The organism is Streptomyces sp. cmx-18-6, from assembly GCF_046548915.1.
In the GTDB taxonomy this organism is placed as follows: domain Bacteria; phylum Actinomycetota; class Actinomycetes; order Streptomycetales; family Streptomycetaceae; genus Streptomyces.
The window spans coordinates 46,385-62,378 of record NZ_JAEBEP010000003.1 but is presented as its reverse complement, the minus strand read 5'-3'; the positions used below and the strand labels follow the sequence as shown (position 1 = coordinate 62,378).

The following is a 15,994-nucleotide window of genomic DNA, read 5'->3' as shown; positions in this document are numbered from 1 at the left end:
CGACGGGACGGACCGACCATGCTCTGTACGAGGCTGACGAACGCCCGCATCCTCACGATGGACCCGCTCCATCCCGTCGCCCACGACCTGGGCGTCTGGCGGGGGCGGATCGTCGGCCTGGACGACGCGGTGACCTCCCTGCCGGCCCGGGAGGTGGTCGACCTCCAGGGCGCCACCGTGCTGCCCGGCTTCATCGACAGCCATGTCCACCTGGCCTGGGCCGGGTTGAAGGCCCGCACCCCGAGCGTCGCCCCGTGCGAGCGGGCCGAGGACATCCTCGCCGTGGTGGACGCCGCAGCCCGCCGGCCCGCCGCCCCCGGGGCCTGGCTGGACGTCGCCGGGTACGACCAGCGGGCCCTGGGACGCCATCTGACCGCCGCCGAACTGGACCGGGTCAGCCACGGCCGCAAGGTGTTCCTCATGCACGACTCCGGGCACGCCTGCGTGGTCAACACCGCCGTCCTGGACCTCCTTCCGGTCGATGTGCCGCACGAACAGGGCTTCCTGGCCGAGAGCGCCATGACCGCCGCCCGCCGGCTGCGCCTGCCCTACTCCCAGGAGGAGCTGGCCGACGCGATCGAACTCGCCGCCCGGGCCGCCCGGGCCGAGGGGATCACCGCCTGCGCCGAGGCGGGCGTCGGCGGCGGGCTGCTGGGCCACAGCCCCGTGGAGGCCGGCGCCTACCAACTGCTCCGGGACCGGGGCGCCCTGCCCGTACGGGTTCAGCTCATGGCGTCCGCCGACACCCTGCGCCCCCGGGCCGCGCACCCCGGCGACGGCCTGACCCGGGCCCTGGACCTGGGCCTGCGCACCGGCTTCGGCGACGACTGGCTCTCCCTGGGCGCGCTCAAGGTCTACACCGACGGGGGCATGATGGCGCGCACGGCCGCGCTCACCTCCCCGTACGAGGGGACGACCGACACCGGCCGGCTCCAGGACGACCCCGACCGGCTCACCGACCTGATCGTCGACGGCCACCTCGCCGGCTGGCAGCTCGCCGTCCACGCGATCGGGGACCGCGCCGCCGACCTCGCGCTGGACGCCCTGGAGCGGGCCCAGCGGTCGCGCCCCCGGCCGGACGCGCGCCACCGCATCGAGCACGCCGGGCTGGTCCGCCCCGACCAGCTGCCCCGCTTCGCGGCCCTCGACGTGAGCGCGGTGGTCCAGCCGAACTTCCTGCGCTCCTTCGGCGACGACTACGCGACGGTGATGGGGGAGCGGCGGGCCGGCTGGATGTACCGGGGGCGGGGGTTCCTGGACCACGGCGTCACCCTGGTCGGCAGCTCGGACCGGCCCGTGACGGACGGTTCGCCGCTGCGGGCGATCCAGTTCATGGTCGAACGGGCCTCCGCCTCGGGCCGGCTCATCGGCCCCGGCGAGGCGATCGGCGTCGATGAGGCCCTGTACGCCTACACGGTCGCCGGCGCGTACGCCTGCCGCTGGGACGACACGGCGGGCAGCCTCTCGCCGGGCAAGCGCGCCGACCTGGTGGTGCTGGGCGACGACCCGCACCGCGTCGACCCCGCACGGATCGGTGACATCGAGATCGTGGCGACCTTCGTGGACGGCCGGGACGCCGAGGGCCCGGGGAGTACACGGCAGGAGTGAGAGCGGCGACGACAGGCCATGGGCCGACGCGCGCCCCTCGTCCGCCGGGTGACAGAACAACACATCACTCTTTTCGTGTTATTCGGTGCGAATAGGGACATTGGCCCCGTAGGTTGGGGAGAACCGCCACCCGAGTGGCGGCGCATGTCACCCCGACACCGCAACCGGGCGAGCGCCGGGCCGCCGTCGTTCCACCGGTCGCCCGGCGGCCCGGGCCGCTGTTCACGAACGAGGAAAGGCAGGGCAGGTGAACGTGCTTGGGATCATCGCCTCCGGTGTGGCCGCGCTGTTCATCACGGTCGCACTCGCCAAGGGCGTCCGCCGCACGGCGCTCCGTTCCGGAGCCGAACACGAGCCCGGCGGGCGTCGGTCGCGCGCCGGGACGGCCCGCAGACTCGGCGGTGCGACGGTCGTCCTCGGCGTCGGCACGGCCGCCGCCGCCGGCTGGGGACTCGGCGCGGCGGGAGACCTCGGCCGCGCGGCCGGGGGACTGCTCGCCGGGGCCGCGATCGTCGCCGTCCTCGGGCTCGTCCACGACCTGCGGCCGCTCGCGCTCCCCGTGCGGCTCACGGTCCACACAGCCGCCGCGACCCTCACCGTGTGCCTCGCCGGACTGTCGCCCGCGGCCGCCGTGCCGGCCGTGCTCTGGATCGTCCTGGTCGCCAACGCCTTCGCCCTGCTGGACACCTCCCACGGCGCTCTGGCGACCGTCGCCGCCGTCACCGCCGCCGGGCTGCTCGCCTGCGCCCTCATCGACGGCCGGCCCGGATTCGCCCTGCTCCCCGCCGCCCTGCTGGCCGGGCTCATCGGGTTCCTGATCCACAACCGGCACCCCGCGCGCCTCCACCCCGGCTCCTGCGGCTCCCTGTTCACCGGCTTCGTCCTGGCGTCCTCCGGCGCGCTGATCCACGCGGCGGCCCCGGCCGACCGCGCCGCCTGGGCCGCGCTCCCCGTGCTGGCGACCGTGGCCGCCGCCGACGCCGCCCTCGTCCTGGCGTCCCGCCGCCGCGCCTCGCGCCCCCTGCTGCGCGACGGCGGCGACCACATCGCGCACCGCCTGCGCCGCCTCCGCGTCACCGTGCCCGGGACGGCGGTGCTCCTCGGGCTGTGGGCGGCCGTGCCGGTGGCGACCGCCACGCTGGTGTACGGGGGGCTGCTGCACCCCGCGCTCGTCCTCGTACCGCTGGCGGCCAGTGCTCCGGCCGTGCTCGCCCTGCTGAAGGTCCCGGTGTACGCCGCACCGCCCCGCACCTCCGCCCGGCGTCCGGGCCCCGTGGTCCCGCCCGCCTCACCCGCCCCGGACGTCACCGCACCGGGCGGCGCCGTCCCGGGCGGCGCGAGGGCGACCTCCCCGGCGAGAACCGCCGCGGGCCGCCCCACCGTGCCACCGCCGCCCACCGGCCGCCCCATCGTCGGCCTCACCGCCGACCGAAACTGACACGAGCCGGGCCGGGCCGAAGCGGGCAGGACCTGGCGCGAGCCGGGCCGGGCCGAAGCGGGCGGGACCTGACGTGAGCCGGTCGGAACCGACGCCGGCTGACGGGAACCGACCCGGGGCGGACCTCACGCAGCCGTTCGGGGCGGCCCCGGCCGGCGGTGGTACGGCCTCACGCCCGCCATCGGCCGAGCGTGGCCCGGGCCGCCGTCCGCGCGTACGGGGACACCATGAGGAACGGAGCCCACGGCCAGGTGTGGCGCAGGCAGTACACCCACCACTGGCGCGGCGGCAACTCCCCTGCCGAGGTCACCCGGCGCAGCGCCTCCCGCACGCCGATCCCCGGCTCCCGGGAACCGGGGACGTCCGGCCCCTGTGCGCACACCCCCACGGGACGCGGGGCGACGAAGGCGGGCGCCCCGGCGCGCCGGGCGCGGAACCCGTGGTCGTAGTCGCCCATTCGGTGGCTGAAGACCTTGTCCGGGTCGCCGACCAGGTCGTGCGCGGCGCGGGGGAGCAGCACCACCCGCCCGTCGTACGTGTCGCAGGGCTCGGGGTCGTGCCCGCCCGGCTCCACGAGCGTGAGCGACCGGCCGCGCCGCCCCGAGTACACCGTGGTCCCGTCCGCGCCCCGGACCGCGCCGACGACCACCGCCTCCGGCCCGACCACGTCCGCCGCGCCCAGCAGCACGGCGAGGGCGTCCGGGAACAGCTCGACCCCGTCGTCCAGCCACAGCTGATGCGTCCACCGGTGGCTCGGCCCGCCCGGCGTGCCGCTGAGCGAGCCGCCGCCGCCCCCGCCGCTGCGGCTGTTGCGGCTCGCGATGCGCATCGCCCGGTTGCGGGGGACGTCCGCGCCCACCGACATGACCTCCACGGACGGGTGGAGCAGGCGGACGGCCTCCGGAGTACCGTCGATGCTGCCCGTGTCGACCAGGTGCACTCCGAGCGTGGCGTGGGCGGGAAGCCCGCGCCGGGCCTCCAGGGCGCTCAGCGCCGACAGGGTCCTGGCGCGCCGGTTGTGACTCGTCATCAGCACGGCGAGATGAATGGAGTGCACATCAGACTCCTCATTTACAGCAATCTCATCATGCATGCATAAAAGCCGATAATCCGCATAGGCTGAGTGGGTGAGCGCCGCACCGATGGAGACCCCGTTCCGGCCCGAGCACGGCCCCCTCGTCCCGCGCCGGTACGGGCGTACGGTGCGGGTCGTGGCGTTCGTGCTGGCCGCGCTGTCGGTGATGACGGTCGCGCTGACCGCGACGGTCCGCGCCACCGTCCTGTCGCCGGACTACTACCAGGCCGTCCTGCACGAGGAGTCGGCGTACGACCGCCTCTACAGCGATGTGCTGGTCGACCCGGCGATCGCACCCGTGACCCGCGACCTCCTCGCCCACCTGCCCGTTCCCGAGGCGCTGGTCACCTCCAACATCAAGGTCGTGCTGCCGCCCTCGACGGTCCGGGCCCTCACCGACCAGCAGATACACGCGCTCACCGACTACCTGCGGGGCGACAGCGACGAACTGCGGCTGGCCGTGGACCTCGAACCGGTGCTGCGGAACCTCGCCGACCTTGCGCGCGTGTACTTCGGAGACCTGGTCGCCAATCTCCAGAACCAGGAGGAACCGGACTTCGACCGCTTCGCCGACGAGCTCGCCACGGCGTTCGAAGCCCTCAAGGAAGGCCGCGCGCCCACCCTGCCCGTCCTGCCGCTCACCGAGGACCAGGCGGCCCGGGCGGCCGACGCCCTGCTGACGCTGATCCCCGAGCGGCAACGGGCGGATCTGGGCCCGGAGCTGGAGGCGGCCCTGCGGAAGGGCGACGTGTCGACGGCGCTGGCGACCACCGCCGCCGCCGCGCTCTCCGACGGTTCGCAGACCGCGGCGGCCGATCTGAGCGACGCGCTGGAGGGCCGCTCATGGGACCTCACCGCGCCCCTGGCCGTCGCCGGCAACGACCTCGAAGTCCTGGAGCGGGCGCGCGAACACGTTCAGCGCCTGACCCAGCTCCAGATCCTCGCCACCGCCCTGGCCCTGCTCTCCCTCGCCGTGCTCTGGGCCACCGGCCCCACCGGGCCCACACGACGACTGATGCTCCTCGGGCAGGCGCTCGCCTGCGGGGGAGTCCTCACCGCGGCAGCGGTCCTGCTGGCCCGGCTGGTCACCGGTGGCCGCTTCCTCACCACCCAGCCCTCCTGGCCCCCGAGCGTCACCGCCCTCGTCGAGGACCTCCAGCGCAACGCCGTGGAGCAGGCGGTGGCCACCGGGCTGAGCGCCGCGCTCACGGCCCTCGTCGGCGGAGCGCTCCTCACCGCCGCCGGGTGGGCCTTCCTGGTGCGCCCGAGCACCCTGCCGACGCCGACCGTCGTACGGGGAACGGCCGCCGGGGTGACCTGCGCCGCGCTGGCCGGCGCGCTGCTCGTGCCGCCCGTGCTCGGCCCGTCCGCGCCCCGGCGCTGCCAGGGCAGCAGCGAACTGTGCGAGCTGCGGTACGACGAGGTCGCCCACCTCACCGCCCACAACGCCATGTCCACCACCGCCGACCGGTTCATCGGGCCCCTCCAGGACCCCGACATCACGACCCAGCTCGGCACCGGCGTCCGGGCCCTCCAGCTCGACACCTACCACTGGGAGAGCACACGGGACATCGCCGCCCGGCTCGACGACCCCGAGTTCACCCCCGAACAGCGCCGGATCATCTCCGCCGCCATCGACAAGGCCAACCCGCCGCGCGAGGGCCTGTGGCTGTGCCACAGCGTCTGCCGGGCCGGGGCGATCGAACTCGTCCCGACCCTCGAGAAGCTCGGTGACTGGCTGCGCGCCAACCCCACCGAGATCGTGACGCTGATCCTCCAGGACGACATCGGAGCCGAGGAGACCGAGGAGGCGTTCCACCGGGCCGGACTCGACGAGCTGCTCCACACCCCGCCCGACGATCCCCAGGAACCCTGGCCCACGCTGGGGGAGATGATCGACAGCGACCGGCGGCTGGTGGTGTTCGCCGAGCAGGCGGACGGGCCCGCCCCCTGGTACCGCAACTTCTACCGCTACGGCATGGAGACCCCCTTCGCCTTCCGCAGCCCCGACGAGATGACCTGCGTCCCGAACCGGGGCGGCGTCGGCAAGCGCCTCTTCCTGCTCAACCACTTCATCACCAACGCGGGCGGACGCCGCCTGGACGCGGGCCGGATCAACGGCCGGGACTGGGTGCTGGAGCGAGCCCGGGCCTGCGAGGAGGAGCGCGGCAGCCCGGTCAACTTCATCGCCGTCGACTACACGACCGTCGGTGACGCCCTTGGGGCAGTGGAGGAGCTGAACACCCACCGTGCGCGCAACGGCACGTGAAATCCTGTCAGTTGACGGCTGTGTTGCGGCCGCGCGTCCCCGGCCGGAGCTCCGGACATCTGACCGGGCAGGCGTGAGAGGCTACGTAACCAGTGGCTCCGCGCCCCGCGGACGGAGCCGTACGACGGCCGACAGATCGGGGAATCAGCGCCCATGACCGCTCCGAGCGAACCCACACCGCCCGGCGGCCCCTCAGCCGTTTCGTCACCCGGCGACGCCTCCGCACCGCGGGGGACCGGACGCCTGCTGGCCGTGAGCGATCTGCATGTGGCGGTCGCCGACAACCGGCCCATCGTGGAGTCCCTCCGCCCGGACTCCGACGCGGACTGGCTGATCGTCGCGGGCGACGTGGCCGAGCGCCCCGACGACATCCGCTGGGCCCTCCAACTCCTCGCGGAACGCTTCGCCCATGTGATCTGGACCCCCGGCAACCACGAGCTGTGGACCCTGGACAAGGACCCGGTACGGCTGCGCGGACAGGCCCGTTACGAGCACCTCGTCGAGCTGTGCCGCGAGCTCGGCGTGAGCACGCCCGAGGACCCGTTCCCGCTGTGGCAGGGGCCGGACGGACCGGTGGCGATCGCGCCGCTGTTCCTCCTGTACGACTACACCTTCCGCGCCCCCGGAACGCACACGAAGGAGGAGTCGCTGGCCTTCGCGCACGAGTCGGGCATCGTCTGCAACGACGAGTACCTGCTCCACCCCGACCCCTACCCGACCCGTGACGACTGGTGCCGGGCCCGGGTCGCTGCGACCGAGCGCCGGCTCGCCGGTCACGACCCCGGGATCCCGCTCGTCCTCGCCGGGCACTGGCCGCTGGTACGGGAACCCACGGCGGTGCTGTGGTACCCGGAGTTCGCCCAGTGGTGCGGCACCGAACTGACCGCCGACTGGCACCGCCGCTTCAACGTCGCGGCCGTCGTCTACGGGCACCTCCACATCCCCCGTACGACCTGGTACGACGGGGTGCGCTTCGAGGAGGTATCCATCGGCTACCCGAGGGAGTGGCGCGAACGCGGCCACCCGCGCGGCCTGTTGCGCCAGATCCTGCCGTACGAGCCGGAGCCCGCGCCCACGGACCGTACCGGCACCGCCGCTTCCGGAGGTTCCCTGTGATCGAGCGGCTGCTGCCCGCGTACGTCTCCTGCGCGGCCACGCGCGAGCAGAGCGTGCCGGACGGAACGCTGTTCCCCGAGGAGGAGGCGCTCGTCGCCAACAGCGTGGCCAAGCGCAGGGACGACTTCACGACGGCACGGGCCTGCGCCCGGCGCGCCCTGGCCCGACTCGGCCTGCCCCCCGTCCCCGTACTCCACGGCAAGCGCGGGATGCCGCTGTGGCCCGAGGGGATCGTCGGCAGTCTCACGCACTGCGACGGCTACCGGGCGGCGGCGCTGGCGCGGGCGGCGGACGTGCTGTCGCTGGGGATCGACGCCGAGCCGAACGCCCCATTGCCCTCGGGGGTGGGGGAGTTGGTGACCCTTCCCTCGGAACGTGCGAGGTTCCCCGCGCCGGTTCCCGGCGGGGCGGGCGAAATCCACTGGGACCGGCTGCTGTTCAGCGCCAAGGAGAGCGTCTTCAAGACCTGGTACCCGCTCACCCTGACCGAGCTCGACTTCGAGGAGGCGGACCTCACCGTCCACCGCGAGGACGACCGGGCCGCCGAAGGGACCTTCACCGCACGGCTGTTGCGCACCGATCCGGCGCTGCCGCCGACGCTGGAGGGGCACTGGCGGGTCGAGGACGGCATCGTCGCCACGTCGGTGCTGCTGCGGCCCGACTGGCGGGAGGCGGGCGGGGCCGCCGAGGGCGGTGCGGGCCGGTGACGTCGAGAGGTCCCGTGACGCTCGGAGACTCTGCGGGGCGGCGAGGGGCCGGTGACGTTCAGAGGCCGTAGGGGGCGGCGGCGAGAGGCCGTCCCAGCCGGACGTTCCACCGCCCCGACCGTCCGCTGAGCTCGGTGAGCGAGAGCGGGGCGACGTCCAGTCGCCAGAACGCCTCCACCGGCAGCTTCAGCCCGTGCACGACCGCCGCCCGGACGACGGCCGGCTCGACCACGGCCACGACGCTCCCGCCCGCCGCGCCGCCGACGTCTGCCTGACCGCCCAGCCCGCCCACACCGCCGATCCCGATCGCGTCCAGCCGGCCGCCGACCCGCTCCAGCAGGTCCCGCAGCGACTCGCCCCCGTGCGGGGCGGCTCGGGGGTCGCCGATCCAGGCGGCCACCGCGTCGGGTTCGGCCGCGCCCACCTCGTCGAGACGGCGGCCGCTCCAGCGCCCGAGGTCCCAGCCGGCGAGCGCCGGTTCGCGGTCCGCGGCGAGACCGAGCGCGGCGGCGGTGGCGAGGCACCGCTCGGAGGGACCGCTCAGCATCCGGTCCGCCTTCGGCGCCGCATCGGCCGCCGCCCGCGCCGCCCGCTCCCCGGCGGGGTCCAGCGGGGCGTCGCCGTCGAAGCGGGCCTCGCGGAGCGCCGCGTTCATCGCCGGTGAGACCAACATCACCCGTACTGTCATGTTCCTGCCCCAACTCGTTCCCTGAGGGCCTCAACGCCCTTGAACGACGGGCGATTCGAGGCCCGAAGCTCAGCAGATTGCACCATGGCGGCGCCTGCGTACAGGCGGTATGGTCACGTCGACCATGACGAGGGTGCGACGGAAGTCCGGTGCAAGTCCGGCACGGTCGCGCCACTGTGAACCCGTACCTCTGCGGGAAGTCAGACCCGGCACCTTCGTCCGATGCACCACGACAGGGACGCGTGTTCCCACAGGAGGTTCTGCCATGGCGCAGTCTGCCGCTCCCGCAACAGGAGCCCCCGCGATCACCCCGATCTCGGCGAAGGCCCTCGCTCCCTGGGCGGTCTTCGTCGGCATCCTGGCGCTCGTGCTGCTGTACTTCGTCGGCGCCGAACAGGGCGCCACCGCGCTCATCTCGGGCGAAGGCGTCCACGAGTGGGTCCACGACGGCCGTCACCTGCTCGGTTTCCCCTGCCACTGAGCCATCCGCGGTATCCGGGCACGTCAGGGAAACAAGGGAAACAGGGAAAGTCTCGTGAACTCCATATCTGTCAGAGCTCTGCTCGTGCGCGGCATGATCGCGGGCGTGATCGCGGGTGCGCTGGCCCTCGCCGTCGCGTACTTCCTCGGCGAGTCCCAGGTGGACGCCGCCATCGCGCTCGAAGAGGCGCACAGCCACGCCGCCCACGGCGGCGGCGAGGAAGAAGAGGAACTCGTCAGCCGCACCATGCAGGCCACCGGCGGACTGGCCACCGCGCTGCTGGTCTTCGGCGTCGCGGTGGGCGGGATCGCCGCCCTCGTCTTCGCCTACGCGCTGGGCCGCGTCGGCCGCTTCGGCCCGCGGGCCACGGCCGCGCTGATCGCGGGAGCGGCGCTGCTCACCGTCTACGTGGTGCCGTTCCTGAAGTACCCGGCGAACCCGCCGGCGGTCGGCGACCCCGACACCATCGGGAAGCGCACCACCCTGTTCTTCCTGATGGTCGCCCTCAGCATCCTGCTGGCCGTCGCCGCCGTGATCATCGGCAAGCGGCTGGCACCGAGCCTGGGCAACTGGAACGCGACCATCGCGGCGGCCGCCGGCTTCGTCGTGCTGATCGGCCTCGCCTACGCCTTCCTGCCCTCGTTCGACGAGGTCGGCAAGGACTTCCCGGCCACCCTGCTGTGGAAGTTCCGGCTTTCCACGCTCGCCGTCCAGGCCACGTTCTGGACCGGCTTCGGCCTGATCTTCGGCTACCTCACCGAGCGGCTCCTGGCCCCCGCCAACAGCGCCGCATCACCCCGCGCGGCAACGCCGGTGAGCTGACCGCAGACCTCTTGACGACCAGAACCCGCCGGGGCGCAGCCGGCGGGTTCTGGCATGTCGGCGGCCTTTTCGGCAGTCACGTCGAGGGTGAGGAGGCGTCGTGGGAGCGCAGACCGTCCTCCATCAGGCGCGCCGCGTTCTCGACGATCCTGCCGAGGTCCTCGCGCACCTCGTGCTCGCTGCTCCGGTACGGTCCGTACGCGGACACCGCGAGCCGGAGATCGCCGTTCCACAGCTGGAGCGTGCGGCCGGGGCGGCCCCGGCCGTCGACCGGTATCCAGTACGCGGTCTCGTGCACCCGCCGCGGCTCGCGGCCATGCACCTGGTCGAGGTTCCGGCTGACGCGATACGCGCGGCGGGCCTGCTCGGCGCTCTCGTAGACGGCGGCGGAGGTGCTGAGCTTCCAGTACGCCCCGTCGCCGTCCCGGAGGTCGACGAGGCAACGCGTCTGCCGGTAGCGAGGGCGGACTCCCTTCTCGCCGACGTCCTCCCTGGGTTCCGGATCGGCGCGGTCGGCGGTGGAGCCGATGGTGAACCCGTCCGCAAGCGACGCGCCCGCGAGCAGGTCGCAGGGGCTGCTGGTCCAGCCGTGCACCCCCGGCGCACGGCCGGTGGACTTCTCCGCGCCCCCGTCGTCGTCCTTCCCGCCGAAGCAGCCGGACACGGCCATCGCCGCCGATGTGATCAGCGCCGCCAGCCGCACCCGGCGTAATTCCGCTTCCTTGGACCTGCGCATTTCCCCGCCCTTTCACCCGGAAAGCTCATTATCGGATGCCCGTACCCGTGGGTAAAGGAGGCGCGGACCTCACCCGGCCGGTGTTGCGGGCCCGGGCCCGAAGTCCCCGGTGAGCGCGGCGGCCATCCGCAGCTGGGTGGCCGCCTCGGCCCGCCGTCCCCGGCGCTCCAGGGTCCGGCCCAGCATGAGGCGCGCGTAACTCTCGACCGGGTCGAGCTCCAGGACGGCCCGCAGCTCCTCCTCCGCCCGGGCGAGCCGGGCGGAGTGGTAGTAGGAGCGGGCCAGCAGCAGCCGCGGCGCGACCTGCTCCGGGGCCTCTTCGACGAGGCCGCCGAGGATCCGGGCGGCCGTGACGTACTCCTTGGCCTCGAAGAACATCCGGGCCCGGTCCCACCGGTCGGCGGCCGTGCCGAACTCGTAGTAGGTCTCGTTCACGTGTCCTCCTCGTCATCGCGCGGGGCCGCCCTCCGGCGCGGGCCGCCGGAGCCCTGTCCCGTCGTGCGTTCAGCCATGCCAACACCGCATAATGGTTGAACATTCCACTAACAAGTCGGCGTCGGACCCGGTGCCCCGCGTCCGTACGGGAATAGGTTGAGCGCCATGAGCAATCTCGATCGCCAGGCCACCCCCTCCGTCTGCGGAGGGCGCGGCTTCGTCGTCGCCGAGCCGGTCCGTGAACTCCTCACCCCCCGCCGCGTCCCGCTCGGCGCGTCCACCGAGGTGCGCCGCCTGCTGCCCAACCTCGGCCGCCGGATGGTGGGCGCGTGGGCCTTCGTCGACCACTACGGGCCGGACGACATCGCGGACGAGCCCGGTATGCAGGTCCCGCCGCACCCGCACATGGGTCTCCAGACCGTCAGCTGGCTCCACGACGGGGAGGTCCTGCACCGCGACAGCCTGGGCAGTCTGCAGACGGTGCGCCCCCGCGAGTTGGGCCTCATGACCTCGGGCCGGGCCATCAGCCACTCCGAGGAGAGCCCGAAGCCGCACGCCAGATTCCTGCACGGCGCGCAGCTCTGGGTGGCCCTCCCCGACGCCCACCGCGATGTGGAGCCGCACTTCCAGCACCACACGGACCTCCCCACCGTGACCGCCCCCGGCGTGCACGCCACGGTCATCCTGGGCGAGCTGGACGGAGCGGCGTCGCCCGGAACCGCCTACACCCCGATCGTCGGCGCCGACCTCACCCTGACCGAGGGGGCCGAGGCCCGGCTGCCGCTCGACCCGGACTTCGAGTACGCGGTCCTGTCGATGTCGGGAGAGGCCGAGGTCGACGGCGTACCCGTACTGCCCGGCTCGATGCTCTACCTCGGCTGCGGCCGTGCGGAGTTGCCGCTGCGCGCCCTCTCGGACGCGGGCCTGATGCTTCTGGGCGGGGAGCCGTTCGAGGAGGAGATCGTCATGTTCTGGAACTTCATCGGCCGCTCGCACGAGGAGATCGAGCAGGCCCGCACGGACTGGACGTCCGGTTCGAGGTTCGGCGAGGTCAAGGGTTACGACGGCGACCGGCTCCCCGCCCCCGCGCTGCCGCCGGTGGCCCTGAAGCCCCGGGGGAGGGTGCGCTGACCTGGGGTGATGTCCCTCGGGCGCGTCCCGTTGTACGTGCTTGGCCCGGGGCCGGCGATCCGTGCGCGGGACCTTCCGTCCGGAATTGCGGATACGATCGACCGCCCCCCACGGTCGTCCGGAGCGCTCAGGACGCCAGGGGTACGAGGCGGCTGGAGCAGGGAGTGCTGAGTGGCGGAGAAGCGCGTCGCACGTCGGGCGGAGCCGGGGCGCCGGACGGGCTCAAGGGCCGAGGGGGCGGGCGGCGGCGAGGCGGCGGTGACGCCCGGGGCGGCGGCCGGTGCTCACGGCGGTGACGGGGGCGCCGGGGAGGGGATCGGCCGCCGCGTCCACCGGCTGCGTACGGAACGCGGACTCACCCAGCGGCACATCGCGGAGCCCAGCTACACCGCGGCGTACATCTCGACCGTCGAGGCGGGCAAGGCCCAGCCCTCGGAGAAGGCCCTGCGCCACATCGCCGAGCGCCTGGGGCGCACGTATGAGGAGCTGGTGAGCGGACGCCCCGCTCACCTCGCCACCGAACTGCGCGCGCGGCTCACCGACGCGCAGCGCGTGCTGGCCACCGAGGACCCCGCTTCCGCGATCCCCCTGTACGCGGATCTGGTGCGGGACGCCGACGCGTACGGGCTCGCTCCCGAACTGGCCGCCGCTCTCGTCGGGCTGGGCCAGTGCGGTCTGGAGATCGGTGAACTGGAGCGGGCGCGCGGTGACTTCGAGCGTGCCGAGACCGTACTCGTCCGGGCGGGCGCTTCCCTGCCCCAGCGGGTGCCCGCGGTGCGCGGCCGGGCCCTGGCGCACCTCCTCGCCGGGGAACTGCGCTACGCCTGCTACCTGCTGGAGCAGACCCTGGACGAGCTGAACGCATCCGGTCTGCACGACCCCGAGGCGCTCGTCCTCCTCTACACCGCGGTGATCGCCCCCTACATGGACCTGGGCGCCCACGCCCGGGCGGCCCAGGCCGCCGAACTGGCCCTGGCCCTGGCTCCCGAGGTCTCCGACCCGGCCCTGGTCGCCCGACTGCACCGCGGAGTGGCCCGTACGCTCCTCGCGGAGGGCCGGGCGGCCGAGGCCGACGCCTCGCTGGTCAAGGCCGCCGAGGCGTACCAGCAGCTCCAGATACGCACCGAACTGGCCCACTGCCACTGGATGCAGGGGTACGTCCTGGCCCAACAGGGCGACCTGGAGCGGGCGGAGGCCGCGCTGCGCACCGCATACGACATCCTCCTCGCGCGCAGGGCCTCCCTCTACACCCACCAGGTCGGAGTCGAACTCGCTGACGTACTGCACCGCCGGAGCAAGGACGACGAAGCCGAAACGCTGCTCAACGGGTTGCTCGACGGGCTGAGTTCGGCCCACAGCGCGGTGCACGAAGCCGGAGCCCACCGGCTGCTCGGCCTGATCGCCGAAGGGCGTCATGACGACGACGAGGCCAAGAGGCGGTACACGACCGCGATGGGCCGGCTGGAACACGCCGGTGCGGCCGGAGACCTCGCCGACATCTGCCGGCTGCTCGGAGACCTGCTCCGGCGAACGGGATCCGTCGAAGCCGCGCTCGACACCTACCGGGTCGGCCTCGGGCACCGGGCCGTTCCCGGGACCACGACGCTCGGACCGGCCCCGGCCAAGCCCTTCTAGCGCCGACGCCCGTCCGGAGCCACCAGGGGCATCCGGACGGGCGGGGCCTCACGGCCGGCCGGGACGGGTCAAGGGGCGTCGTAGCGGGGGGTGTGCGACCCCGTGCCCGGGAGGGCCGTACTCCTGATCTTCGAGCCGATGGCCCGGTCCATGGTGTGGAGGCCGATGAGGTTGAAGGGCTTGTTGATGTTGCGCATCAGGGAGTCCTGCGACGGTCGGTAGATGCCGTACGCGTACTGGTGCGCGCCCTCGTACGCGCTGATGAATCCGCCGTCCGGGGTGGGCCGGCCCAGGTAGGAGGCCCACTTGGAGCCCCGTGGGTCCCGAGTGACGTTGGGCTCGCTCGGCTCGCCGCCGGAGTAGGTGGTGCCCGGGGTGTAGTACTCGTCGGCCAGTCCGCCCACCGAGTGGCCGAGTTCGTGGATGGCTATGCGCCCGGACTGGGCGTTGCCGCCCGCGACGGTGGCCAGGCTCGGGTAGCCGGCTCCGCCGTACTTCGTGGTGTTGCCGACCGCGACGATCGCGTCCATGCCCGGGGCCTGACGCGCATAGGACTGCGCCTTGGCCTCGTTGAGGCACAGCAGCCGCTCCAGGCCGCCGCAGAAGAACGCCATGTCCAGGGCCGTGTCGCGATTCACCCCCTGGGTCGGGTCGTTGTCGACGCCGGACTGGTTGGAGACCACGTTCACCAGCCAGACGTTGACCGACCGGCGGTACTTGCTCCACGGTTCCGTCGTCGCGATCTCGGCCCATTTCGCCTCGGCGTGCTGACGCAGCAGACCTGACTGCGACGCCGTGTAGCCGTCACCCACGATGACCAGGTCGAACCGTTCGGCCGGCGGCCCGGTGTTCTGGAGGGGGGTGACCGTGGCCGCCGTGGCTGCCCGGAGTTCTCTGGCCGTGGGCGCCCTGTCGGCCTGTTCGGGGATGCGGACGCGGGTGATGCCGCCATCGGGCGAGAAGACCTCCCGCCACTCCGTCGCGTCCGTCGCACCGGCCGACGCAGACCCGATGGGAAGCGAGGCGGCCAGGGCGAACAACAGCACGGTCACAGCGGTGAGTCGGAACCTTCTTCGGCGCATGAGCGCCTCCTTGGGGGGTGTGGGGAAAGGCGGTTCGCGCAGGTCCAACTCACCCGGGGAGATAGGTAAGTTGGATATTAACTACACCTAAGTTGCCGGTTAATGTAGGGGTGGGGGAGAGGTTGGTCAACCCGTCACCCCACAGCGCGGACTGCCCGACCCGCCCCATGGGGCGACGACGAAGGGGCCGTCCGAAGCCCGTGGGACTGGCTCCGGACGGCCCCTTGCCGCTGGGTCCCGTTCGTCAATAGGGCGGCCGCGAGGGCAGGGCCGCCCTGGACCTCCCGTGCCGGCCCCAATCGCGAGGTACGGGAGTCACACGGCGGCCGAGCGGCGCGCCATGGAGCCGAACCGCCACACCACCGCCGGGTAGACGATCGCCTGCCCCACGACGGAGGGACGGGAGTCGGTGTGGTTCACCGCGCCGGCGGAGAACCAGACGCCGCCATCACCAGCGCGTACGCGGTCGCATCAAGAGGTTCCTGCCCCTGACGCGCGGCCTCGGGCCCCGACAGCAGCCCCACGCCGGCCGGCGCCGCGGCGATCAGCGTGTCGACGGGGAGGGGTGCGTGCGCATCGCGGCAGCGTAACGCCGGTCCGCGCGGGCGGGCGGCAAACTTCGGCAATACCGCGGAAGTCGTACGGGGCGGAGCCCTGCCGGACCGGTCTGCGCGGGAGTTCACCTGGGGACCGCCGACCCGGGGAGGACGGCCCGGCGACGGCTCCCGGGTCTTCCCATGGCGCGGCATTTCGCTGTTCCGGTCCCCGTCG

General features: G+C 73.3%; 14 protein-coding genes. 9 read left to right on the top strand and 5 right to left on the bottom strand.

What is annotated here, in order from left to right; all coding sequences use genetic code 11:
- Nucleotides 1–18 precede the first annotated feature (18 nt).
- Both ACLJPL_RS08425 and ACLJPL_RS08420 read left to right on the top strand, forming a co-directional pair.
- Nucleotides 19–1,608 carry an amidohydrolase gene (locus tag ACLJPL_RS08425; protein ID WP_411080096.1) on the top strand — a complete coding sequence of 530 codons (1,590 nt, stop codon included), beginning with the start codon at nt 19–21 and terminating at the stop codon, nt 1,606–1,608.
- Between the two features lie 247 nt (nt 1,609–1,855).
- Nucleotides 1,856–3,046, top strand: a complete 1,191-nt coding sequence (locus tag ACLJPL_RS08420) for an undecaprenyl/decaprenyl-phosphate alpha-N-acetylglucosaminyl 1-phosphate transferase (RefSeq protein ID WP_411080095.1) — start codon at nt 1,856–1,858, stop codon at nt 3,044–3,046.
- A 169-nt stretch (nt 3,047–3,215) separates the two neighbouring features.
- Here the strand turns inward: ACLJPL_RS08420 and ACLJPL_RS08415 are convergent, their stop codons facing one another.
- Nucleotides 3,216–4,103, bottom strand: coding sequence for a glycosyltransferase family 2 protein (locus ACLJPL_RS08415; protein ID WP_411080094.1), 888 nt, complete (start codon nt 4,101–4,103; stop codon nt 3,216–3,218).
- A gap of 85 nt (nt 4,104–4,188) precedes the next feature.
- Between ACLJPL_RS08415 and ACLJPL_RS08410 the strand changes: the two genes are divergently transcribed.
- The 3 genes from ACLJPL_RS08410 to ACLJPL_RS08400 all read left to right on the top strand — a co-directional run bounded on the left by ACLJPL_RS08410 (nt 4,189) and on the right by ACLJPL_RS08400 (nt 8,213).
- Entirely contained in the window at nt 4,189–6,390 is a 2,202-nt protein-coding gene (locus ACLJPL_RS08410) for a hypothetical protein (RefSeq protein WP_411080526.1), read from the top strand.
- Between the two features lie 153 nt (nt 6,391–6,543).
- The gene (locus tag ACLJPL_RS08405; protein WP_411080093.1) at nt 6,544–7,506 is read left to right on the top strand and encodes a metallophosphoesterase family protein; all 963 of its coding nucleotides are present in this window, start codon (nt 6,544–6,546) and stop codon (nt 7,504–7,506) included.
- Nucleotides 7,503–8,213, top strand: a complete 711-nt coding sequence (locus tag ACLJPL_RS08400) for a 4'-phosphopantetheinyl transferase family protein (RefSeq protein WP_411080092.1) — start codon at nt 7,503–7,505, stop codon at nt 8,211–8,213. Before ACLJPL_RS08405 ends, ACLJPL_RS08400 begins: the two co-directional genes overlap by 4 nt.
- Before the next feature lie 58 nt (nt 8,214–8,271).
- Here ACLJPL_RS08400 and ACLJPL_RS08395 read toward each other — a convergent pair whose 3' ends face one another.
- Nucleotides 8,272–8,901, bottom strand: coding sequence for a histidine phosphatase family protein (locus tag ACLJPL_RS08395; protein WP_411080091.1), 630 nt, complete (start codon nt 8,899–8,901; stop codon nt 8,272–8,274).
- A 265-nt stretch (nt 8,902–9,166) separates the two neighbouring features.
- Here ACLJPL_RS08395 and ACLJPL_RS08390 point away from each other — a divergent pair, with 265 nt between their 5' ends.
- A complete protein-coding gene (locus tag ACLJPL_RS08390; protein WP_030565757.1) occupies nt 9,167–9,382 on the top strand; it encodes a CbtB domain-containing protein in 216 nt (71 codons plus the stop codon).
- 54 nt (nt 9,383–9,436) lie between these two features.
- A complete protein-coding gene (locus ACLJPL_RS08385) occupies nt 9,437–10,204 on the top strand; it encodes a CbtA family protein (RefSeq protein WP_411080090.1) in 768 nt (255 codons plus the stop codon).
- 76 nt (nt 10,205–10,280) lie between these two features.
- Here ACLJPL_RS08385 and ACLJPL_RS08380 read toward each other — a convergent pair whose 3' ends face one another.
- Nucleotides 10,281–10,940 carry a hypothetical protein gene (locus ACLJPL_RS08380; protein WP_411080089.1) on the bottom strand — a complete coding sequence of 220 codons (660 nt, stop codon included), beginning with the start codon at nt 10,938–10,940 and terminating at the stop codon, nt 10,281–10,283.
- Between the two features lie 69 nt (nt 10,941–11,009).
- Entirely contained in the window at nt 11,010–11,375 is a 366-nt protein-coding gene (locus tag ACLJPL_RS08375; protein ID WP_411080088.1) for a tetratricopeptide repeat protein, read from the bottom strand.
- 165 nt (nt 11,376–11,540) lie between these two features.
- Between ACLJPL_RS08375 and ACLJPL_RS08370 the strand changes: the two genes are divergently transcribed.
- Together ACLJPL_RS08370 and ACLJPL_RS08365 are read left to right on the top strand one after the other, a co-directional pair.
- On the top strand, nt 11,541–12,506 hold the full coding sequence (locus ACLJPL_RS08370; protein WP_411080087.1) for a pirin family protein: 966 nt from the start codon (nt 11,541–11,543) through the stop codon (nt 12,504–12,506).
- 258 nt (nt 12,507–12,764) lie between these two features.
- Complete coding sequence (locus ACLJPL_RS08365) at nt 12,765–14,141, top strand: helix-turn-helix domain-containing protein (RefSeq protein WP_411080525.1); 1,377 nt, start codon at nt 12,765–12,767, stop codon at nt 14,139–14,141.
- A gap of 68 nt (nt 14,142–14,209) precedes the next feature.
- Here ACLJPL_RS08365 and ACLJPL_RS08360 read toward each other — a convergent pair whose 3' ends face one another.
- A complete protein-coding gene (locus ACLJPL_RS08360; protein WP_411080086.1) occupies nt 14,210–15,223 on the bottom strand; it encodes a M64 family metallopeptidase in 1,014 nt (337 codons plus the stop codon).
- Nucleotides 15,224–15,994: the final 771 nt, after the last annotated feature.